We start from the raw sequence: 19,585 nt of genomic DNA on the forward strand, positions 1-19,585 counted from the left end.
CCGCGCGGGCCCATTCTGCCGTGCCGGGCCTTCTACCGGACTGGGCGTCCTTCCGCGCTGAAGTTGGTGCCGCATCGGCTCTCCTGCCGCGCCGGGGCATCCTGCCGCGCCCAGGTTGGTACCGCGTCGGATTTTCTGACGGGCCGGAAGATCCTGCCGCGCTCAGCTTGGTACCGTGCCGGGAGATCGTGCCCGCTGAGCACCATCGCGATCAGGGCAGTGGATCGATGATCACGCGAGGATCGAGTTGGCGTAGCTTTTTTGGGCGGGCGGTCAAGCAGGGCCAGTCGCGGGTGATGGCCTCGTGGGTGGCGTGGCCGGCGGGTAGTAGCGCTTCGGCGTCGGCGGTGCCGGCGAGCGCGGCGCCTAGGCGTTCGGCGGCGGCGCGATCTAGGTCGGGCACGATGGTGTGCGGTAATTCGAGCAGGGCGGCGAGGATGTCGAGCCGGTTGTCGGGGATGTGGGCGCGTGCGACGCCGAGGACGGTGGCGGGCACGACGATCGTGTTGCCCGCGTTCACGGTCGCCCACACCACGGCCTGGGCATAGTTGGCCTGGTTGGCGAAGCCGACGACGGCGGCGGTGTCGAAGACGACACCGCCGAGGGCCGCGGAGATCACGCGGCGCCGGCGTGCGGTCCGCCTGCCTCTTCCTCGGATAACGGGGGTAAGCCCTGCGCGGCGCGCGCGCGATTGATCAGATCCAGCGGCGGGCGTCCGCCGAGGACCTGCTCGAGTTTGGCCAGCGACTGGGTGTGGTCGACGCGCGCCTGGACCGCCTCGGCGACGAACGCCGACACCGACTCGATGCGTCCGTCGGCGCGCCAGTTCTCCAGCATCGCGAGGAGTTCTTCGGGCAGCGTGACGGTGACTTTCCGCGTCTTCTGCTCCCGAGGTGACGGCATACCACGACTGTATCGCGGGGGAGTTTCGCTAGCGAGAGGTCGGTGGACGCGCTGTGCGGAGCGGTGACGCCGACCAGCGGTCTCATGTCGGACCCTATCCCGTCACGACCGCGGCGACGAAGCCGAAAGTGCCTGGTAGACCGCGCAATCCGCGGTGTCCGAAGTCCTGTCGAGCGGTGTAGATGGGGATAGATTTCACTGTGATCTGCGTCACATTACGCTGCGGTTTTTGTCGGTCCGGGATGGCATGGTGTGCGGTATGCCTTTCGCCGAATCCACCGTTTCCGCCGATGTCATCCGAGTCCTCGGAGCCAGCGAGCACAACCTGCGCGACGTGTCGCTGGAGATCCCCAAGAACAAGATCACGGTGTTCACCGGCGTCTCCGGATCGGGCAAGTCCTCGATCGTGTTCGACACCATCGCGGTGGAGTCCCAGCGCCAGCTCTACGCGACGTTCCCCGCGTTCATCCTCAACTTCCTGCCGCGCTACGAGCGCCCGCACGCCGAGGCGATGGAGAACCTGACCGCGCCGGTCATCATCGACCAGCAGCCCGTCGGCGGCGGCCCGCGCTCCACGGTCGGCACGATGACCGACATCTTCTCGATGGTGCGGGCCATGTTCGCCCGATTCGGTTCGCCCTCGGCCGGTTTCGTCTACAACTACTCGTTCAACGTGCCCCAGGGCATGTGCCCGGACTGCGACGGACTCGGCATCAGCGTGCGCGCCGACCCCGATCGCCTGCTCGACCGGGGCAAGTCGCTCAACGAGGGCGCGATCCTGCTGCCCGGCTACGGCGTCGGCAGCGGCGAATGGCAGCTCTACATCAACTCGGGGCGCTTCGATCCCGACAAGAAGATCGCCGACTACACCGCGGCCGAGCTCGCGGATCTGCTCTACGGCAGCGGCGGCAAGGTGGAGGTGGCCTTCGCCAAGGGCACCTGGAAGGCCGACTACGAGGGCGTCGCCGCCAAGTTCACCCGGACCAGGCTGCAACGCGACACCTCCGGGCTGAGCGAGAAGACCCGCGAGCAGACGCGCCAGTTCCTGACCGAGGGCATCTGCCCGACCTGCCACGGAGCCCGGCTCAACGCGGCGGCGCTGGCCACGAAGATCAACGGCCGCAATATCGCCGACTGGGCCCGGCTGCAGATCACCGACCTGCTCGCGGTGCTCGACGAGATCACCGATCCCGCCGCCCTGGGCCTGGCCGCCGCGATCCGGACCTCGCTGCGCCGGGTGACCGATATCGGGCTCGGCTACCTGAGCCTGGACCGGCCGACCTCGACGCTGTCCGGCGGCGAGGGCCAGCGCCTGAAGATGATCAAGCATCTGTCGAGCACGCTGATCGGGATGACCTATATCTTCGACGAGCCGAGCGTCGGGCTGCATCCGCGCGATGTAGGGCGACTGAACGATCTGTTGAAGGCCTTGCGGGACAAGGGGAATACGGTGCTCGTGGTCGAGCACGACCCCGATGTCATCCAGATCGCCGACCATATCGTCGATGTCGGGCCGCGCGCGGGCGCCCACGGCGGGCGGGTGGTGTTCGAGGGCAGCTTCGATCAGCTGCGCGCCGCCGACACGCCGACCGGTGCCGGGCTGCGGCGTGCATTCAGGGTGAAAGAGACGTTCCGGGAGGCGACGGGGGAGTTGCTGATCGAGCATGCGCGCGTGCACAACCTCAAGGATGTGACGGTCGGGATCCCCACCGGCGTGCTGACCTCGATCACCGGCGTGGCCGGTTCGGGCAAGAGCAGTTTGATTCGCGACGTGTTCGTGGTCGAGCATCCCGAGGCGATCTTCGTCGACCAGTCGGCCATCGCCGCGTCGTCGCGATCGACCCCGGCGACGTATCTGGGGTTGATGGACCCGATTCGCAAACTGTTCGCCAAGGCCACCGGTGAGTCGCCGGGGTTGTTCAGCTTCAACTCCGCGGGTGCGTGCAAGCAGTGCGAGGGGCGCGGGGTGATCATCACCGAGATCGCCTACATGGACCCGGTCACCACCCACTGCGACGCCTGCGACGGCCGCCGCTTCTCCGAGTCCGTGCTCGCGCTCACCCTGCGCGGCAAGTCGATCGCCGACGTGCTCGAGCTGACCGCGGAGGAGGCGCTGAAGTTCTTCCCGGAGAAGGCAATCCATGCCAAGTTGCGCACGATGAACGAGGTCGGCCTGGACTACCTGAGCCTCGGTCAGGCCATGAGCACCCTGTCCGGCGGCGAGCGTCAGCGCATCAAACTCGCCACCCAACTCGGCAACACCGGCTCGGTCTACGTGCTCGACGAACCCACCACCGGCCTGCACATGTCGGACGTGGACACCCTGCTCGCGTTACTCGACGGCCTGGTGGAACGCGGCAACACCGTGGTCGTCATCGAACACAACCTCGACGTAGTCGCCCACTCCGACTGGGTGATCGATCTCGGCCCCGACGGCGGCAAGGCCGGCGGCGAGATCGTGTTCACCGGAACGCCCGCGGATTTGCTGGCGCATCCGACCTCACTGACCGGTGAATACCTGCGCAAGTACAAGGCGGGGTAACCGGGCGTGCGTCTCGTGCCGGGCTCGGCGATGTAATCCTTCTGGTCGCTGAGGATTACACCGAGCTCGGCCGGGCGATGACGCGCCGAGTGCGGCGGAATGCTGGCCGGCCGATCGGGCATGTCGAGCACGTGATCGCGGGGTTCGGTGCCGCGGAGGTCGTCGTCTCGGTCTTCGCGCGGACCGATCACTCGACGGCCGGACCGGGTGCCGGCCCGGCCGACGCGTGGGCTCGATCGGGTCGGACCATCAGTGACAGCGAGTCCGCGATGAGTCGTCGCAGGTTCGCATCGCACACTCAGGCCGGGCACCGCACGTCGATCCGTCCCGTGCCCGTCCCAGCATCGCGGCAGCCTGTTCCGCGAGGACGAGGTGGCTGCGAATATGTCGGCGCGACATGCCTGAACGGCTCGACGGTTTCGTCGGCTGGCAAATGTTCAGCGTTCGATAGTCGGCTCAACAGAGCCATTTCGCCACCTTGCCGAGGCCGTCCGCGATGGCGGTGCGCATCTGCTCGGCGGGAAATGTCGGTGCCTCATGTCAGGCTTGCGTGAGAACGACCCTGGCCGGAGGAGATCGATATGGCCGCGACCGACGACAAACCCGAGATCCGACTCGTAGCGCACTGCCGCCGCTGCCACGGCTGGCTGGTGTCCGCCGCCTCGGTCTCCGAGGGAATCGGCCCGACCTGTGCCATCCGCGAGCGCGCCGAGCAACGCGCGGAAGCAGCCCGCGAACTGACGCTCTTCGACGTCACAGGGTCCTCGGCGGCCTAGCGCCCGGCTTGAGATGCGCCCCTTGGTGCCGCCGGCGCTGCATTGATCTGCACTGTTACGGACAATCCGCACTCTCTGCACGTCGGCAGAGGGTGCGGATTCGCAGAAGGCGTGCGGCCGTCGACACTTGCCCGGCCGGGCTTCGATGAGTCGCGGAAGGCGGTGCCGTCTCAGCGGCCGAGCCCGGCGACCACACCGACCGCCTCGGCGACGACGCGAAAGTCCTTGCGAAGGATATTGCCGTGATTGCTGGGCACCTTCGCGTGGATCGCGATATTCGGATTGCGTTCGACCACCTTGTGCAGACTCGCACGGATGCGTTCCTGCGAATCGCCCTTGCTGCCGAACGACGATCCCGACGCGTTGACGTACCGGGTCGGGACGGTGATCTGATCCAGCACCGGGCCGAGCACGCGTTCGCGGGCGATCTCGCCGACCTCGATATTGCTCTCGGCCATCTGCTCCGCGGTCATGCGCGGCGCCATGCCGAGCGGGCGCAGCAGCGGCATCACCCAGCTCAATCGCCGCCACAGCTTGCGCATGGCCTCGATATCGATCTCGTCGATCCAGTCGTGCGGTTGCGCGCCTTCCACCAGGACCGCGCCGATGGCTCGATCCGGATTGCGGCTGGTCCAGTGCGCCGCGACGAACGCTCCGTAGGACCAGCCCACGACCAGCGCCCGGTGAACACCTCTGGCCGCGAGGACAGCGTCGACATCGGCGACATTGGTCGCGAACGAATAGTCCGCCGAGATCTGGGATCTGCCGCGGGCTCGCATGTCGTAGGTGATGTGGCGCCAGCTGGGCCCGAGTTCGGCGATGACGCGCCGCCAGTGTCGCTGGCTGGCGACGTGGCCATTGATGTAGAGCACCGGGATCCCCGGTCCGCCGGTGTCGGTGACGGCCAGGGCGGTATCACCGACCGGCACCATGCCGGTCCAGGAATCACTCGAATCGATGGCGGTGTTCAGTGGCATGCGCATGGCGCACCTTTCTCCCAGTCTCAGCGCTGAGCAGTTGCTTCACGTGGTCGAGATAGTCCAGTAGGGGCCGGATTTCGGGGGTCGGCACGCCCGCGCCGGCCAACGCTCGGACGCTGACGAGCTGTAGCGTCTCGGCGGGCCGATAGCGGCGGCGGCCGATGCTGTCGGGTTCGGGCTCGTCGCACAGTCCGTCCTGGTGGTAGCGCTGCACCGTCTCGATGGTGACGCCGGCGAAGGCCGCGGCTTGGCCGATGGTGAAGCCCTCCGCTTCGGGTGCAGTCGGTTCCTGCGTCAGGGGTGGAGCGTCGGGTACCGACATCGCAAGACTTCCTAGTCCGTTCCCGCGTCATCGGCGGCACGGTCGATGGCATCGGTCAGTCGCTGTCGTTCGCGGTTCTTCCACGAGTCCTCTTGGTAGTTCCGGGCGAAGGTCTCGATGAACTCCACCGGGTCCGCTCCGACGACGGCACGGATAGGGGTCGAGTCCGCGGCGCTCTGTTCGAACAGGTCGATGAGGTCCTCGAAGATCGCGGAGCCGCCACCCGGGCCGAGGTGCATCAGGTATCGCTCGAACGCCTCGACCGCCGTGCGGTAACTGTCGGGCAGTTGCTTTGTGCGCGACTTGTATTGGCGCCAGCGCTGCTTCTCCCCGAGATCCCCGATCACCTTCGAGCTGAGCTTGGTGAGGTCCATGGTCACTTACCTTCCTTGTGGAGCTGTGCAAGCCGGTCGGCGAGGAAGTTCCAGGTGGTCCAGAACTCGTCGAGGTATTCCCGGCCCTGGGTGTTGAGGGAGTAGACCTTGCGCGGCGGCCCCTTCTCCGACGGGATCTTCTCCACATCGACCAGGCCCCTCTTCTCGATCCGGACCAGCAGGGCGTAGATGGTGCCCTCGGCGATGTCGGTGAAGCCCTGCTCGCGCAGCCGGGCGGTGATCTCGTAGCCGTACGCGGGTCGCGCCAGCAGGATCGCCAGGACGATCCCTTCGAGGGTGCCCTTCAGCATCTCGGTGATCTGCTTGCCCATGTACACCTCCTTCCTACTCAGTGTTGCTGACTACCGGTACAAAGTATCACTGACTACCGGTAGCTAGCAACACTTAATAGTGGTGCGTGACAGCCCAGCAAGCGCTCGACCGCCGCGCACTCCGCCCGCGTCATCACCGCCGCCGCGATCCTCGGTGACGCACTCCGAGAGGCGGCGTGAACAGCAGTCCCGCAACCGAATTCGAGCCACACCTGAAAGATCGCCGGACCTCGCCACAGCGGCCCGGCGGAACGTCAGGTGACGATCGGATATTCGGACTGGAAGACGAGGCGACGGTCGGCGCCGGCGGCGAGGCGACCGAATTCGTCGTCCAGAGCAAGGAAGACCTGCCACGGTTGCTCACCGCCGACCGCGGCGAGTTGTCGCACGACGAGGTGTTCGAGGTCGGGCACGCGTTTGCCCTTCCATATCTTGTCGGCGAGGCTGACGAGCAGGTCCTCCAGGCCAACGGCCTCGGTCCAGGTGGCGTGTGTGCGTGCGAAGCGCGCGAGTTCCGCGGTCACCCCGTGTTCGAGCAGCAACTGGTACCCGGCCAGTTCGTGGGCCGAACCCGGACCCGAGAGTTCCTCCGGGTGCAGCACTTTGCCGATGTCGTGGGTCGCCGCACCGAACAAGACCGCGTCTGGATCGAATTCCGCTCCGCCATAAGACCTTCGGACCCAGTCGGCCAACTCGCGCGCCACGCCGTGCACCGCCCGCAGATGTGCACCGAGCCGGGGCGGAGCATCCAGATCCATCAGCAGCAGCTCGGCCCGCTCCGGCAGCCGCGGTAGATCCGGCCCGCCGTGCTCGGTCAGCGCGCGCCGCAGGGTCGAGGAAGGCACGGCAGCCACGGTAGTCCCGGCGGACCGCGACGCGGAGATTCTCTCGAGCGGTTCGTGGTGATCAGCCGGCTTGTGGGTACTTCGGCAAGAGTCCAGGGGTTGCCTCCGCAATAACTAGGAGTACGCTCAGAAATGAGTCCACTCATTATCTGGAGGTGCCGCGCTGATGACCAGTTCCGAGGCGGTGCAGGGTGGGCGCCGGGTGCGCAACATGCGGGACAAGCAGGCGCGCATCTTCGAGGCCGCGGCGGCGCTGTTCGCCGAGCGCGGGTTCGCCGGCGTCACCACGCAGCAGATCTCCGATCGCGCGGACGTCGCGGCCGGGACGTTGTTCCGGTACGCCTCGTCCAAGGGCGAGCTGCTGCTCATGGTCTACAACGCGGAGTTGCAGAAGGCGCTGGAAGAGGGCGAACGCGAAGCGCGCGCCGAGCGGGATCCGGTGCGCGCGGTGCTGGCCATGACGCGCCCGATCGTGGCGGCCGCCGAGCGTCAGGTCGAGAACACGGTGGCTTATCAGCGCGAGTTGCTCTTCGGCGCACCCACCGAGCAGTACCGCGCCGAGGGGCTCGCCCTGGTCGCCCGGTTGGAGACGATGATCGCCGAGCGTTTGACCTCGGCGGTGACAGCGTCGACGGCCGCGCGAGAAACGCTGTTCGCCCGTGCATTGCTAGCGGGACGCAGTGTGTTCGCTGTGCTGCATCTCATCCTGGCGAGGCCGTCGACCGGCGCGCACGCCGACCGCGACGGCCTCGATGACCTGCGTGACCAGATAGCCCAGATCGTGGCGGGCTTCTTCGCCTCGATCGAGTGAGTGGACCGCCGAGCGGCGAACCTCGCCTCCGGCAGGAAGGAGAACACGATGAGCATCAAGAAGGTGACCGTCCTGGGTACCGGCGTCCTCGGTTCGCAGATCGCGTTCCAGACCGCGTTCAGCGGATTCGAGGTCACGGCCTACGACATCAACGACGATGCGCTCGAGGCGGCGCACGATCGCTTCGCCAAACTGGTGTCGATCTACCGTGACGAGGTCGACGGGGCCAAGGACGGCAAGGCCGACAAGGCCGCCGAATCCATCACCCTCACCACCGATCTCGCCGAGGCGGTCAAGGACGCCGACCTCGTCATCGAGGCGGTGCCCGAGGTGATGAAGATCAAGCAGGAGACCTACCGCAAGCTCGGCGAACTCGCGCCGCAGCGCACCATCTTCGCCACCAACTCCTCGACCCTGCTGCCCAGCGACCTCAAGGACTCCACCGGACGCCCCGACCGGTTCCTCGCGCTGCACTTCGCCAACGACGTGTGGCGCTACAACACCGCCGAGGTGATGGGCACCAAGGAGACCGACCCGGAGGTGTTCCACGCCGTCGCCGAGTTCGCGGGCAAGATCGGCATGGTGCCGATCGAGTTGCACAAGGAGAAGGCCGGTTACGTGGTCAACTCGCTGCTGGTGCCGCTGCTGAACTCGGCGATGTCGTTGAGCGCGGGCGGCTACGCCGATCCGGAGGCGGTCGACAAGACCTGGCGCATCGCCACCGGCGCCCCGTTCGGCCCGTTCCAGATGATCGACGTCATCGGCTTGAACACCCCGTACAACATCCTGGTCAACAGCGACGAGGACGGCAAGAAGCTCGCGGCGTGGCTGAAGACCAACTACATCGACAAGGGCAAGCTGGGCAAGTCCAGCGGTGAGGGTTTCTACAAGTACTCGTAATCGCCTGCGCGGCAAGTAATTCCGAACCAGTTTCAGGAGAGGGGTCACATGTACTACAGCAGCGGCAATTACGAGGCCTTCGCCCGTCCGCGCAAGCCGGACGGGGTCGAGGACAAGACGGCGTGGTTCGTCGGGGCGGGTTTGGCCTCGCTCTCGGGCGCGGCGTTCCTGATCCGCGACGGGCAGCTGCCGGGTGAGAAGATCACCGTCTTCGAGCGGCTGAAGCTGCCGGGCGGGGCGCTCGACGGCATCAAGGAGCCGAAGAAGGGTTTCGTGATCCGCGGCGGCCGCGAGATGGAGAACCATTTCGAATGCCTGTGGGATTTGTTCCGGTCGGTGCCGTCGATAGAGATCGAGGGCGCCAGCGTGCTCGACGAGTTCTACTGGCTGAACAAGGACGACCCCAATTCGTCGCTGCAGCGCGCCACCGAGAAACGCGGACAGGACGCGCACACCGACGGCTTGTTCACCCTGAGCAACAAGGCGCAGAAGGACATGATCAAGGTCTTTCTCGCGACGCCGGAGGAGATGGAGAACAAGCGCATCGACGAGGTCTTCGGCGAGGACTTCTTGAACAGCAACTTCTGGATGTACTGGCGCACCATGTTCGCCTTCGAGGAGTGGCACAGCGCGCTGGAGATGAAGTTGTATCTGCACCGCTTCATCCACCACATCGGCGGCCTGCCCGATTTCTCGGCGCTGAAGTTCACCAAGTACAACCAGTACGAGTCGCTGGTGTTGCCGCTGTATCGGTGGCTGCTCGAGCAGGGGGTGAGTTTCCGGTTCGACACCGAGGTCACCGATATCGACTTCCATCTCACCGGCGACCGCAAGCAGGCGACCAAGCTGCACGTGGTCTCGGAGGGCACCGAGGACACGATCGAACTGAGCGACAACGACCTGGTGTTCGCCACGATCGGCTCGCTCACCGAGAACTCGAACGACGGCGATCACCACACCCCGGCCAAGCTGCTCGACGGCCCGGCGCCGGCCTGGGATCTGTGGCGGCGGATCGCCGCCAAGGACCCCTCGTTCGGCCATCCCGACGTGTTCGGCGGGCATATCGAGCAGACGAAATGGGAGTCGGCGACCGTCACCACCCTGGACGAGCGCATTCCGCGCTATATCCAGAAGATCTGTAAGCGGGATCCGTTCAGCGGCCGGGTGGTCACCGGAGGCATTGTCACGGTGCGGGATTCGAGCTGGCTGATGAGCTGGACGGTGAATCGTCAGCCGCATTTCAAACAGCAGCCCAAGGATCAGATCGTGGTGTGGGTGTATTCGCTGTTCGTGGATGTGCCGGGCGATTTCGTCCGCAAGCCGATGAGCGAGTGCACCGGCGAGGAGATCACTCAGGAGTGGCTCTACCACCTGGGTGTGCCCGAGGCCGATATCGCGGAGCTGGCGGCGAACTCGGCGAAATGCGTGCCGGTGATGATGCCGTATGTGACGGCGTTCTTCATGCCGCGCCAGGCGGGGGACCGCCCCGATGTGGTGCCGAAGGGGTCGGTGAACTTCGCGTTCATCGGGCAGTTCGCCGAGAGCACCCGCGACTGCATCTTCACCACCGAGTATTCGGTGCGCACCGCGATGGAGGCGGCCTATCAGCTGCTGGGCATCGAGCGCGGTGTGCCCGAGGTGTTCAACTCCACCTATGACGTCCGCAAGCTGCTCGCCGCGACGAGCCGACTACGCGACGGCGACGAGTTGCGCATTCCCGGGCCGGATCTGGTGCGTAAGCGGTTGATGAAGAAGCTGGACTCGACCGAGATCGGCGTGATGCTCGAGGAGTACGGGCTGGTTTCGGACAGTAAGTGATGCTCGGCAGGCTCGGTCCGGGGGGACCGAGTCTGCTTCGTTCGCCCACGATGGTCAGGTGTGGTCGGTGAACTGCTGGCTGCCGGTGATGCGCAGCAGTTCGAGGGCGGAGGCGGCCGGGGTGCCGGGGGCCGCGGAGTAGACCACGACGGTCTGGTCGGCGTCGGGCACCAGCAGGGTGTCGCAGTCCAGCAGCATCGGGCCGAGTTCGGGATGGGCGATGGTCTTGGTGGCGCTGCGCCACTGAGCGGAGGGACGCTCGTGCCAGAGCTGCTCGAATTCGCCGCTGCGGGAACGCAGTTCGGCGATGAGCCGATCGAGGTCGGGGTCGGCGGGGTAGCGGGCCTTGGCGCTGCGCAGGGTGCCGACGCCGTAGGCGGCGACCATCCGGAACTCCTCCGGTCGCAGGCGCACCCGGCCCGGCTCGGCGCCGAGGAAGCACTCGCGAATGATGTTGCGGTGGGCGGGCGGCAGCGCGGAGAAGTCGCCGAGCAGGGCGGTGGCCATCGAATTCCAGGCCAGCACATCGCCTTTCGCCGACATCACCAGGGCTGGCAGGTCCGCCATGCGGTCGAGCAGCCGTAATACGCTGGGGCGCACCACCTGCGCGATCCGCCCGGCCTGGGGCGGGGCCGCCCCGGCGAGCTGGAACAGCAGGTCGCGGTCGTCGTCGTTGAGCCGCAGCGCGCGCGACAGGGCCGCGAGCACCGCGGTGGACGGCCGCGGTCCGCGCCCTTGCTCGAGGCGCACCACGTAGTCGACGCTGACCCCGGCCAGCTGAGCGACCTCCTCGCGGCGCAGGCCCGGCACCTGGCGGCGCGCGCCCGCGGGCAGGCCGACGTCGCGCGGCTGTATCCGGGTGCGCGCCTGACGCAGCAGCGCCGCGAGTTCCGTGCGATCCATCCCTCGATCATTCCCCACCCGGCCCGCGGCGGGGTGGTACCGCCGGTCCCAGGACAACACGGTCCTGCCCGGCGGCGGCCCGAGCGGACACGCTGAGGGCATGAACGCAACGACGACGGCTCTGGTGACCGGAGCGAACAAGGGGCTGGGCCGCGAGACGGTCCGCAGGCTCGCCGGGCTGGGCTGGCACGTTTTCCTGGGCGCCCGCGACGCCGAGCGCGGCAAGCAGGCGGCGGCGGAACTGGCCGAGCAGGGCTTGGATGTGGAATTCGTGCAGCTGGATGTGACTTCGCCGGTGTCGATCACGGCCGCGGTGGCCGGGGTGGGCGCGCGGGTGCCGGCCTTGGATGTGCTGATCAACAACGCCGGGATCTCCGGGGAGTTCCTGGCTCCGCAGGATACGACGGCCGCGCATTTCCGTGCGGTCTTCGAGACCAATGTGTTCGCGCCGGTCGAGGTGACCCACGCGTTCCTGCCGCTGCTGCGCGCCGCGACCCAGCCGCGCGTGGTGATGGTGTCGAGCGGGATGGGCTCGCTGACCATCACCTCGGATCCGGCGCGGCTCGAGTCGACCCTGCCGAACCTGCCTTACACCTCGTCGAAGTCGGCGCTGAACATGATCACCTCGCAGTACTCGCGCGCGCTGCCGGGCATTCAGGTCAACGCCGCCGATCCCGGTTACACCGCAACGGATTTCAACGCCCACGCCGGACACCAGACCCTCACCGAGGGCACCGACGCGATCATCACCCTGGCCACCCTCGGACCCGACGGACCCACCGGCGGCTACTTCGACCGCGACGGCCGGGTGCCGTGGTGAGTCTCAGCGGGCGCCGCCGTTGACGTAGAGGGTCTGGCCGCTGACGTAGGAGGCTTCATCGCTGGCCAGGAACGCGATGACGGCGGCGACCTCCTCCGGCCGGCCGACGCGGCCGAGCGGGGTGCGTTCGGCGACGGACTGCTGCAACTGCTCGGGCGACAGGCCGACGCGTTCGGCGGTGGCGTCGGTCATGGCGGTGGCGATGTAGCCGGGCGCGACGGCGTTGACGTTGATGTTGTACTGGCCGAGCTCGATGGCGAGGGTGGCGGTCAGGCCCTGGATGCCGGCCTTGGCGGCGGCGTAGTTGGCCTGGCCGCGGTTGCCGAGGGCCGAGCGGCTCGACAGCGAGACGATCTTTCCGTACCGCTGGGCGACCATGTACTTCTGCGCGACCTGCGAGCAGTGGTACACCCCGGTGAGGTTGACCGAGAGCACCGCGTTCCAGTCGTCCTCGGAGAGGCGGAAGAACAGGTCGTCGCGGGTGATGCCGGCGTTGTTCACCAGGATCCGCGGGTCGCCGAGCTCGGCGGCGAGCTGCTCGAACACCGACTGGACCGAGGCGCGGTCGGTGACGTCGCAGACGTAGCCGCGCGCGAGGCCGCCCGCCCGTTCGATCTGCTCGAGGGTGGCCTCGGGGGTGTTGCGGTCGAGCACGGCGACCTTGGCGCCCTCGATGGCCATGCGCAGCGCGGTGGCCGCGCCGATGCCCTGGGCCGCGCCGGTGACCACGGCGACCTTGTCGGTGAAACGGTCCATGGATTCGTTCTCCTCTCACCACCACTGCGGGGCTGGTGTGCAGGCTAGCGACGGCGAAACCGGTGGTGCAAGTGTCCTTGCGGCTCAGCCCGTTTCGGCGACCGGACCGAATTCGTCCAGCCAGCGCGGGAATTCGGTGAGATCGTCGAGGATCACGTCCGCGCCTGCGGCGCGCAGTTCCTCGGCGTCGCACGGGCCGGTGGGGACACCGACCGCGAGCACACCCGCCGCCCGCGCGCCGCGCATGTCGCCCACGTGATCGCCGACGAAGACGTTCGCCCGCTGCTCGCGCAGCACCGTGGCCTTGCCCGCCGACCACAGGTCACCGGCGAGATAGTCTATGCGCCAACCGAGTCCGTCGATGTGCAACCGCGCCAGCGGCTCGTGCTTGCCGGTGACGACGAGCACCCGCCCGCCGCGCGCCGCGACCGCGGCCAGCGACGCCGCCGCGCCCGGCATCGCCGGAACGCTCGGCACGATACTCGGATACAGCTCGCGATACCGGGCCACCAGCGCCGGCACCAGTTCCTCCGGTGCTCCCGACTCGACCAGCAGCGTGGCCAGCGGCGGCCCGAGGCGGGCAGCGAAGTCCGCGCCGCGCACCGGCACATCGAACTCCGCCGCGAGGGTGTCGATGGCGCGGCCGACACCCGGTCGCGAGTCGATCAGCGTCATATCCAGGTCGAATCCCACCGTCCAAGTCACCCGTCGACCCTATTCTCGGGCGGGGTAGGCAGAGCCGTCGGGACCGACCGGCCGGATTCCCGTGCCGATAAGTCGACAGGCCGCAGACTCGTTCGCGCAGGGAGATTCGCCGGCGTCACAGGGTCAGGACGAGCTTGCCCTGGAGGTGGCCGCCGTCGAGCAGCCTGTGCGCGTCGGCGACGCGTTCGAACGGGAACGTCTGCTGCACGTGGATCCGGAGTTTGCCGTGTTCGACGAGTTCGGCGAGGCCGCGCAGGGCGATCGGGTCGGGGTCGACGCCGATGCCGCTGAAGCGCAGGCCCGCCGCCTCGAACTTCCCGGCGAGTTCGGTGTCCTCGTCGGCGACGGCCGTCACCAGGTGCCCGCCCGGGCGCAGCACATGCAGCGACCGTTCGGCGGTGTCGCCGCCGAGCGTGTCGAGCACGACGTCGATGTCGCGGACCGTCTCGGCGAAGTCGACCGTGGCGTAGTCGATCACTTCGTCGGCGCCGAGCCCCGCGACGAACTCCCGCTTGCTCGCGCCGGCCGTCGTGACCACGTGTGCGCCAAAGGCTTTCGCGATCTGGATCGCGACGTGGCCGACCCCGCCGCCACCGCCGTGGACCAGGACGCGATCGCCTGCGCGCACGCCGGCGAGGTCGACCAGGCCCTGCCACGCCGTCAGTCCGACGATCGGCAACGCCGCCGCCTCGACGTGTGACAGCGACGCGGGCTTACGCACCAGATGCAACGCCGGGGCCGCGACGAACTCGGCGTAGGCGTTGGCCGCGCGCGGGAACAGCGGCATGCCGAACACCTCGTCGCCGGGCCGGAACCGCCAGGTCAGCGCCTGTTCGACCACGCCGCTGATGTCCCAGCCGAGAATGAACGGCGGCCGGCCGAGCAGCGGGAACTCGCCGTCGCGCAGGCGCGCCTCCAATGGGTTGAGCCCGATCGCCTCGACTCTGACGAGGACTTCGGTGGGCAGGGGCCGAGGCTTCGGCGCGTCCGCGAGGGTGAGCATCTCGGGACCGCCGAGGTGCTGCTGGGTGATGACGCGCATGGATGGGTCAACTCGTTGGGAGGAAAGGGATTCGGCGGCGCTCTGCGCGGGCACGGGATGAGACATGCCTCAATCCTGGGGATTTCGCGGAAGGGCGCGCCACCGCCCTTCCGCCAGGAATTACCGATAATCCGCCAGGGAGCGGCTGGACGCCGATACAGCCGCTGTCGTCCGGTCCGGCCGACCGCGCGTCGGCCCGGCGGAGCTGCTCGGCGCCTCTTCTTGCCCGGGTCAGTTCAGATAGCTGGTCAGCCCGTCGACTACCCGCAGGGTGACGCCGCAGGGCTCGAGGGCTTCGGGTTCGAGGTTCCTTGTCACGAACACCGTTTGCCCGCCCGCCACCGGGAAGCTCACATAGCAGCCGATCTTGTTGGTGTCCTGGGCCGCACGGTATCGGGTGGCGTCGTGCCCGGCCACGTGCACCGGGGCGAAATCGGTGTAGCGGCCGGTCTGCTTGAAATCCTGCAGGCTCTGGTGGGTGGAGAAGATGGTCACCTCGAAGGCGTCGGTGGCCGAGTTCCAGCGGCAACCCGGCTGGCCGTCGGAGCTGTCGACGATCTGCTTGCTCTCGGGCCGCAGACCTTGATGCGCGATGTCGGCGTCGGCTATTCCGCACGGATTCCACATCACCGACGTCGAGGGCCGCGACTCCGCCGTGGTCGGTGCGGGCGCGGGTGCCTGCGGTGCGGGCACGGACTGTTCGGGGCCCGGGGCCGACTCTTGCTGGGCACCACCGGAATTCGTGGCCGACGTGGTGGCTGCCGCGGAGACTGTCACCGCTCCCGTCGGGGTCACCGCGCCCGTGTCCTTGTCCTTGTCGGTGCTACAGCCGGACAAGACGAGCGCCGCCCCCACGACACCGACCAGGACAGCCTTCGACTTCACGTTACTCGTCACGAGCCAAACCCCTTTTCCTACTGCGCCTTCGAGCGCAGCCGGCCCGTCGATCTCGCCGGGCCGTTCCTCCCGTAAGTGGGCCCCGGCCGGCGGCCAGGACTCGAGCGATGTATCGCTGAGCCGCCCACCACGTTACGTAAGGTAACGAAGTTCTCCGGTTGGTTCGCTCGCCGCCCCTGCACACCGAACCTGCGAATCACCCTCTACCAAAGCACATCCGAGTGTCTGCGACTACCGCAGCCTCACGAATCCCGCGCTGCGGAGCGATAGCGGCCGGGGGTCTGGCCGACGAGGTCGGTGAAAGCGTCGATGAAGGTGCTGGGGTTGGCCCAGCCGAGTCGGATCGCGGTGTCGGTGACCGAGGCGCCTTCGCAGAGTTCGAGTACCGCGCGCTGGATGCGCAGCAGGGTGCGCCACTGGTGGAAGCTCATCGACAGTTCGGTGCTGAACAGGCGGCTCAGGGTTCGATCGCTCGCGCCGGTTCTACGGCCCAGCTCCGCCAGGGTCGCCGGGGTGGCGGGGTCGGCGTGCAGCAGGTCGGTCACGGCCTTGAGGCGAGGGTCGCGCGGCTCCGGGAGACGCAGCGATTCCTGTTGAGCGTGAACGAGTTCGGTGCGGACGACCTCGAGCAGCAGCCGAGCCCGCGCGCTGCCGTCGTCGCCGATCATCGCCAGGTAGGCCTCGCGCAGCAGCGCGCTGGCCACGAACACCGAAGGCTCCGCGGGCAGTTGCTCGGCCAGGGCCGCCGGCACCCGCAGCAGCCGGACATCGGTCGCGCCGTACGAGCGACCGCTGTGCACGCAGAAGGGCGGCACCCAGGTGATGCGGTTCGCCGGCGCGACCCACGTGCCAGCCTGGGTCACCGTGACCAGCGCTCCGGCGGAGGCGTACCTGAGCTGGCCGTAGTCGTGGAAGTGCGGGGCGATGTCCTCGCCGTGGACCATCGGCTCGCACGCCGGCGAATCGTCGGCCCACAACACCGGGTCATGAACGCGTTCACTCATCGACGTCCAACCTAGTCACCCGGCGAACCCGCGTGGCATGGTCGAGGTGGCGGTGTGGGTCGAGGATGGTGGGTATGCGGTTCGTGCGATGTGTGGATGGGCTGACCTACGAGTTCGTTCGGGAGGGGGACGCCCATGGGTTTCCGGCGTACAAGCGGGTCGATCGCGATATCTGGTGCCGGCGGCTGCCGGACTTCGGCTGGGTGGTGTGCTTGGAGTCCGGGCAGGTTTCGGCTCGTCCGTTCGATGATGCTGGGCAGGGGGCGGTTCCGCCCGAGGGGGTGTGGGTGAGCCGGAAAGGGGATCGGTCGTATGTGTACGAGCTGACTCACGGTGAGGGCAGATCCGTAGGCTTGTAAATGGTTGGTGGGCAAAGGGGTTCGGGAGCGGGGCGCGCTGTGGTGGCCTAACGTCGGTGGTAGCGATGGGAGGCACCTATGGGCCATGTCGAGCACAGTGCGAGGTGTGCGGCGCCGGTGGGGTTCGCGTTCGCCTATGTCGCGGACTATCGGAACGTGCCGAAATGGATGTTCGGGATCCGGCATTTCACGCCGGTGGGCGAGCAGACCTCGGGGCTGGGGGCGGTCTTCGACACCGCGCTGCACCTGGGGCCGACCACCCTGCAGTTGCGCTCCGACATCACCGAGTGGGTGGATGATTCGCGGGTGACGATTCGCGCGATCAGGGGCATCGAGGGTGCGATCCGCTGGGACTTCGCGGCCGTGCACGCGCGGCTCACCGAGATCACCGCCACCGCCGACTACCGCGTCCCCGGCGGCTTGGCCGGCCGCGCGCTGGACCGCGTGATCCAGGCCTTCATCGGCCCGGCCGTCCGCCATACCGAGAAGAACCTGCGCGAGAAGATCGAGGCCCGTTATCAGGAGTCGTTGCGCACAGACGACTGAGTCGACGGGGTCTTACTGATTCACGTGGAACGCGCCGTGCAGACGGTGAAACACTAAGGGCGGCAGGGCAGTTCGGTACCACCAGGAGCAGTGGGTGCATGTTTGCATCGACCGCAATCTCGGGCTCCGAATGCGCCTGCCACGGCGGGATTTCGATCGGGACGGCGGTGCGCGGATCCGCTGAGGATCGCCGGGCGGACACGCGCGCAAGGGTGCGTCGCATGCCATCGGGTGCCCGGCAACGACGTACACGATGGTGTCGGCCGCACAAGGTGAACGCCGGGAAAACCCCCGTACCGGACCGAGGATCGTCGTCGGGACATCGATGATCGGTGACCGTAGAGTTCGCCCCATGGCGTTCCAACTCGAGCTGCGGCCGACTCCACCGTTGGCGCTGACGCCGGAATGCTTGGTGCACACCGGAATCGCGCGACTGTTCGTCACCGGCATGCTCGTCCAGGGTTCCGGCGCCCCGCCCGAGCAGTTCGGGTTCTTCGTCCCCACCGCGACACCGCTGCCCGCGGCCGATCCGGAGCCGCGGTTGCTGGCCGAGGCCTCCCTGATGACCGGCATCGCGACCTCGATCTCGGGCAACTTCCCCTTCGGGGTCGAACACGTCCACGCCGCATACCTGCCCGACCCGCGCGGCGGCACCGACCGCTGGCTCTACCTCAGCGGCGCGGCCCACATCGGCCGCGAGATCCGCATCGGCTACCGCGTGACCGTCGTGACGGGGTGACACTACACTTCGAACAGCCCCGCCGCGCCCATACCTCCGCCGACACACATCGTGACGACCACATACCGAACTCCGCGCCGCCGCCCTTCGAGCAACGCGTGCCCGACGAGCCGTGCCCCGGTCATGCCGTAGGGATGCCCGACCGCGATCGCGCCCCCGTCGACATTGACTCGCTCCGGATCGAGCCCGAGTCGGTCGCGGCAGTACACCGCCTGGGAGGCGAAAGCCTCGTTGAGTTCCCACAATCCGATGTCGTCGACGGAGAGTCCGTGCCGGGCGAGCAGTGTCGGGACGGCGAGGACCGGCCCGATCCCCATCTCGTCGGGTGCGCAGCCGGCGACGGCCATGCCGCGGTAGAACCCGAGCGGTGTCAGCCCGCGCCGCTCGGCCTCCGCGGTCTCCATGAGGACCGAGGCCGAGGCTCCGTCGGAGAGCTGCGAGGAGTTGCCCGCGGTCACGGTCGCGCGGGCGCTGACCTTCCCGTCGGGCAGCACGGGCGAGAGCGCGGCCAGCCCGGCGGCGGTCGTGCCGGGCCGGTTGCCCTCATCGTGAGTCAGCGAGATCGTCTCTCGCGCAGGGGTTCCCGTCGCATGATCGTGAATGACGCGCACGGTCTCCAGGGGCACGATCTCGGCGTCGAAGCGGCCTGCGGCCTGGGCGGCGGCGGTGCGCTGCTGGGACAGAACCGCGAATTCGTCTTGCGTGTCGCGGGTGATGCGGTAGCGCTCGGCGACGATCTCGGCGGTGTCGAGCATCGGCAGGTAGACGTCGGGACGGTGCTCGAGCAGCCAAGGGTCTTGGGCGCGATGGAGATTGAGGTGTTCGTTCTGCACGAGCGAGACCGATTCGACGCCGCCGCCGACGGTGATCCGCATGCCGTCGTCGACGATCTGTTTGGCGGCGGTCGCGATGGCCATGAGGCCGGAGGAGCATTGGCGGTCGATGGTCATCGCCGGTACCGCGTCGGGCAGCCCGGCGCGCAGGGCGGCTTGGCGGGCGACGTTGGGTCCGGAGGAGCCCTGCTGCAGCGCGCAGCCGAGCACGATGTCCTCGACTTCGCCGCCGTCGAGTCCGGCGCGCCGGATGGCGTGCTCGATGGCGTGTGCGGCGAGGTGCTGGGCCTGGGTGTCGTTGTAGGCGCCCCGGTAGGCGCGCCCGATCGGCGTGCGCGCGGTGGAGACGATGGCTGCTTGTCTCATCGATGTGCTGCT

Annotated in this window: 22 protein-coding genes; 8 read left to right on the forward strand and 14 right to left on the reverse strand. The window is 67.8% G+C overall.

Features of this window, described 5'->3' with window-relative positions; translation table 11 throughout:
- Positions 1–211: 211 nt before the first annotated feature.
- The gene (locus tag ON39_RS44100) at positions 212–619 is read right to left on the reverse strand and encodes a hypothetical protein (RefSeq protein WP_040743223.1); all 408 of its coding nucleotides are present in this window, start codon (positions 617–619) and stop codon (positions 212–214) included.
- A complete protein-coding gene (locus ON39_RS44105; protein ID WP_051187921.1) occupies positions 616–903 on the reverse strand; it encodes a ribbon-helix-helix domain-containing protein in 288 nt (95 codons plus the stop codon). Before ON39_RS44105 ends, ON39_RS44100 begins: the two co-directional genes overlap by 4 nt.
- Positions 904–1,162: 259 nt before the next feature.
- Here ON39_RS44105 and ON39_RS44110 point away from each other — a divergent pair, with 259 nt between their 5' ends.
- Positions 1,163–3,445, forward strand: a complete 2,283-nt coding sequence (locus ON39_RS44110) for an ATP-binding cassette domain-containing protein (protein ID WP_040743225.1) — start codon at positions 1,163–1,165, stop codon at positions 3,443–3,445.
- A 581-nt stretch (positions 3,446–4,026) separates the two neighbouring features.
- Positions 4,027–4,221: a DUF6011 domain-containing protein gene (locus ON39_RS44115; protein WP_040743227.1), complete on the forward strand. Its 195-nt coding sequence runs from the start codon at positions 4,027–4,029 to the stop codon at positions 4,219–4,221.
- 170 nt (positions 4,222–4,391) lie between these two features.
- On the opposite strand, the gene ON39_RS44120 is transcribed toward ON39_RS44115, so the two are convergent.
- From ON39_RS44120 to ON39_RS44140, 5 genes are all read right to left on the reverse strand, one after another.
- Complete coding sequence (locus ON39_RS44120; protein ID WP_246002640.1) at positions 4,392–5,204, reverse strand: alpha/beta fold hydrolase; 813 nt, start codon at positions 5,202–5,204, stop codon at positions 4,392–4,394.
- Positions 5,167–5,523, reverse strand: a complete 357-nt coding sequence (locus ON39_RS44125; RefSeq protein ID WP_040743229.1) for a MerR family transcriptional regulator — start codon at positions 5,521–5,523, stop codon at positions 5,167–5,169. Before ON39_RS44125 ends, ON39_RS44120 begins: the two co-directional genes overlap by 38 nt.
- Positions 5,524–5,534: 11 nt before the next feature.
- Entirely contained in the window at positions 5,535–5,897 is a 363-nt protein-coding gene (locus tag ON39_RS44130; RefSeq protein WP_040743231.1) for a DUF1048 domain-containing protein, read from the reverse strand.
- A gap of 2 nt (positions 5,898–5,899) precedes the next feature.
- On the reverse strand, positions 5,900–6,229 hold the full coding sequence (locus ON39_RS44135) for a PadR family transcriptional regulator (RefSeq protein WP_040743233.1): 330 nt from the start codon (positions 6,227–6,229) through the stop codon (positions 5,900–5,902).
- Positions 6,230–6,483: 254 nt separating this feature from the next.
- Positions 6,484–7,074, reverse strand: a complete 591-nt coding sequence (locus tag ON39_RS44140; RefSeq protein WP_051187933.1) for an HD domain-containing protein — start codon at positions 7,072–7,074, stop codon at positions 6,484–6,486.
- 166 nt (positions 7,075–7,240) lie between these two features.
- Between ON39_RS44140 and ON39_RS44145 the strand changes: the two genes are divergently transcribed.
- Genes ON39_RS44145 through ON39_RS44155 form a run of 3 tightly spaced genes read left to right on the forward strand, consistent with a single transcriptional unit; the run spans position 7,241 to position 10,603 of the window.
- Positions 7,241–7,885 carry a TetR/AcrR family transcriptional regulator gene (locus tag ON39_RS44145; RefSeq protein WP_040743235.1) on the forward strand — a complete coding sequence of 215 codons (645 nt, stop codon included), beginning with the start codon at positions 7,241–7,243 and terminating at the stop codon, positions 7,883–7,885.
- 48 nt (positions 7,886–7,933) lie between these two features.
- Positions 7,934–8,785: a 3-hydroxyacyl-CoA dehydrogenase gene (locus ON39_RS44150; RefSeq protein ID WP_040743306.1), complete on the forward strand. Its 852-nt coding sequence runs from the start codon at positions 7,934–7,936 to the stop codon at positions 8,783–8,785.
- 48 nt (positions 8,786–8,833) lie between these two features.
- The gene (locus ON39_RS44155) at positions 8,834–10,603 is read left to right on the forward strand and encodes an oleate hydratase (RefSeq protein WP_040743237.1); all 1,770 of its coding nucleotides are present in this window, start codon (positions 8,834–8,836) and stop codon (positions 10,601–10,603) included.
- Positions 10,604–10,657: 54 nt separating this feature from the next.
- Here the strand turns inward: ON39_RS44155 and ON39_RS44160 are convergent, their stop codons facing one another.
- On the reverse strand, positions 10,658–11,506 hold the full coding sequence (locus tag ON39_RS44160) for a helix-turn-helix transcriptional regulator (RefSeq protein WP_040743238.1): 849 nt from the start codon (positions 11,504–11,506) through the stop codon (positions 10,658–10,660).
- A 100-nt stretch (positions 11,507–11,606) separates the two neighbouring features.
- On the opposite strand from ON39_RS44160, the gene ON39_RS44165 reads away from it, so the two are divergent.
- Complete coding sequence (locus ON39_RS44165; RefSeq protein ID WP_040743240.1) at positions 11,607–12,326, forward strand: SDR family oxidoreductase; 720 nt, start codon at positions 11,607–11,609, stop codon at positions 12,324–12,326.
- A gap of 3 nt (positions 12,327–12,329) precedes the next feature.
- Here the strand turns inward: ON39_RS44165 and fabG are convergent, their stop codons facing one another.
- The 5 genes from fabG to ON39_RS44190 all read right to left on the reverse strand — a co-directional run bounded on the left by fabG (position 12,330) and on the right by ON39_RS44190 (position 16,730).
- Positions 12,330–13,082, reverse strand: a complete 753-nt coding sequence (fabG, locus tag ON39_RS44170) for a 3-oxoacyl-ACP reductase FabG (RefSeq protein ID WP_040743242.1) — start codon at positions 13,080–13,082, stop codon at positions 12,330–12,332.
- Positions 13,083–13,166: 84 nt separating this feature from the next.
- Positions 13,167–13,787, reverse strand: coding sequence for an HAD family hydrolase (locus ON39_RS44175; RefSeq protein ID WP_040743244.1), 621 nt, complete (start codon positions 13,785–13,787; stop codon positions 13,167–13,169).
- A gap of 115 nt (positions 13,788–13,902) precedes the next feature.
- The gene (locus ON39_RS44180; RefSeq protein ID WP_246002642.1) at positions 13,903–14,895 is read right to left on the reverse strand and encodes an NADP-dependent oxidoreductase; all 993 of its coding nucleotides are present in this window, start codon (positions 14,893–14,895) and stop codon (positions 13,903–13,905) included.
- Between the two features lie 165 nt (positions 14,896–15,060).
- Positions 15,061–15,726, reverse strand: coding sequence for a DUF3558 family protein (locus ON39_RS44185; protein WP_040743248.1), 666 nt, complete (start codon positions 15,724–15,726; stop codon positions 15,061–15,063).
- A gap of 242 nt (positions 15,727–15,968) precedes the next feature.
- Entirely contained in the window at positions 15,969–16,730 is a 762-nt protein-coding gene (locus ON39_RS44190) for a helix-turn-helix transcriptional regulator (RefSeq protein ID WP_051187922.1), read from the reverse strand.
- Positions 16,731–17,167: 437 nt separating this feature from the next.
- On the opposite strand from ON39_RS44190, the gene ON39_RS44200 reads away from it, so the two are divergent.
- Both ON39_RS44200 and ON39_RS44205 read left to right on the forward strand, forming a co-directional pair.
- Positions 17,168–17,635, forward strand: a complete 468-nt coding sequence (locus tag ON39_RS44200) for an SRPBCC family protein (RefSeq protein ID WP_040743251.1) — start codon at positions 17,168–17,170, stop codon at positions 17,633–17,635.
- Between the two features lie 352 nt (positions 17,636–17,987).
- The gene (locus ON39_RS44205; protein WP_040743253.1) at positions 17,988–18,374 is read left to right on the forward strand and encodes a hypothetical protein; all 387 of its coding nucleotides are present in this window, start codon (positions 17,988–17,990) and stop codon (positions 18,372–18,374) included.
- A 2-nt stretch (positions 18,375–18,376) separates the two neighbouring features.
- On the opposite strand, the gene ON39_RS44210 is transcribed toward ON39_RS44205, so the two are convergent.
- Positions 18,377–19,573, reverse strand: a complete 1,197-nt coding sequence (locus ON39_RS44210; protein ID WP_040743255.1) for an acetyl-CoA C-acyltransferase — start codon at positions 19,571–19,573, stop codon at positions 18,377–18,379.
- Between the last annotated feature and the right edge of the window lie 12 nt (positions 19,574–19,585).

Origin of the sequence: Nocardia tenerifensis NBRC 101015 (genome assembly GCF_000308715.1) — a bacterium.
GTDB classification, from domain to species: domain Bacteria; phylum Actinomycetota; class Actinomycetes; order Mycobacteriales; family Mycobacteriaceae; genus Nocardia; species Nocardia tenerifensis.

Bases quoted from the DNA above. Each gene is read 5' to 3' on its own strand.
- ON39_RS44160 (WP_040743238.1), bottom strand. From the start codon at position 11,506: ATGGATCGCACGGAACTCGCGGCGCTGCTGCGTCAGGCGCGCACCCGG.
- fabG (WP_040743242.1), bottom strand. From the start codon at position 13,082: ATGGACCGTTTCACCGACAAGGTCGCCGTGGTCACCGGCGCGGCCCAG.
- ON39_RS44145 (WP_040743235.1), top strand. From the start codon at position 7,241: ATGACCAGTTCCGAGGCGGTGCAGGGTGGGCGCCGGGTGCGCAACATG.
- ON39_RS44125 (WP_040743229.1), bottom strand. From the start codon at position 5,523: ATGTCGGTACCCGACGCTCCACCCCTGACGCAGGAACCGACTGCACCC.
- ON39_RS44180 (WP_246002642.1), bottom strand. From the start codon at position 14,895: ATGTCTCATCCCGTGCCCGCGCAGAGCGCCGCCGAATCCCTTTCCTCC.
- ON39_RS44120 (WP_246002640.1), bottom strand. From the start codon at position 5,204: ATGCGCATGCCACTGAACACCGCCATCGATTCGAGTGATTCCTGGACC.
- ON39_RS44165 (WP_040743240.1), top strand. From the start codon at position 11,607: ATGAACGCAACGACGACGGCTCTGGTGACCGGAGCGAACAAGGGGCTG.
- ON39_RS44190 (WP_051187922.1), bottom strand. From the start codon at position 16,730: ATGAGTGAACGCGTTCATGACCCGGTGTTGTGGGCCGACGATTCGCCG.
- ON39_RS44155 (WP_040743237.1), top strand. From the start codon at position 8,834: ATGTACTACAGCAGCGGCAATTACGAGGCCTTCGCCCGTCCGCGCAAG.
- ON39_RS44200 (WP_040743251.1), top strand. From the start codon at position 17,168: ATGGGCCATGTCGAGCACAGTGCGAGGTGTGCGGCGCCGGTGGGGTTC.
- ON39_RS44135 (WP_040743233.1), bottom strand. From the start codon at position 6,229: ATGGGCAAGCAGATCACCGAGATGCTGAAGGGCACCCTCGAAGGGATC.
- ON39_RS44130 (WP_040743231.1), bottom strand. From the start codon at position 5,897: ATGGACCTCACCAAGCTCAGCTCGAAGGTGATCGGGGATCTCGGGGAG.
- ON39_RS44150 (WP_040743306.1), top strand. From the start codon at position 7,934: ATGAGCATCAAGAAGGTGACCGTCCTGGGTACCGGCGTCCTCGGTTCG.
- ON39_RS44115 (WP_040743227.1), top strand. From the start codon at position 4,027: ATGGCCGCGACCGACGACAAACCCGAGATCCGACTCGTAGCGCACTGC.
- ON39_RS44110 (WP_040743225.1), top strand. From the start codon at position 1,163: ATGCCTTTCGCCGAATCCACCGTTTCCGCCGATGTCATCCGAGTCCTC.
- ON39_RS44210 (WP_040743255.1), bottom strand. From the start codon at position 19,573: ATGAGACAAGCAGCCATCGTCTCCACCGCGCGCACGCCGATCGGGCGC.
- ON39_RS44105 (WP_051187921.1), bottom strand. From the start codon at position 903: ATGCCGTCACCTCGGGAGCAGAAGACGCGGAAAGTCACCGTCACGCTG.
- ON39_RS44205 (WP_040743253.1), top strand. From the start codon at position 17,988: ATGGCGTTCCAACTCGAGCTGCGGCCGACTCCACCGTTGGCGCTGACG.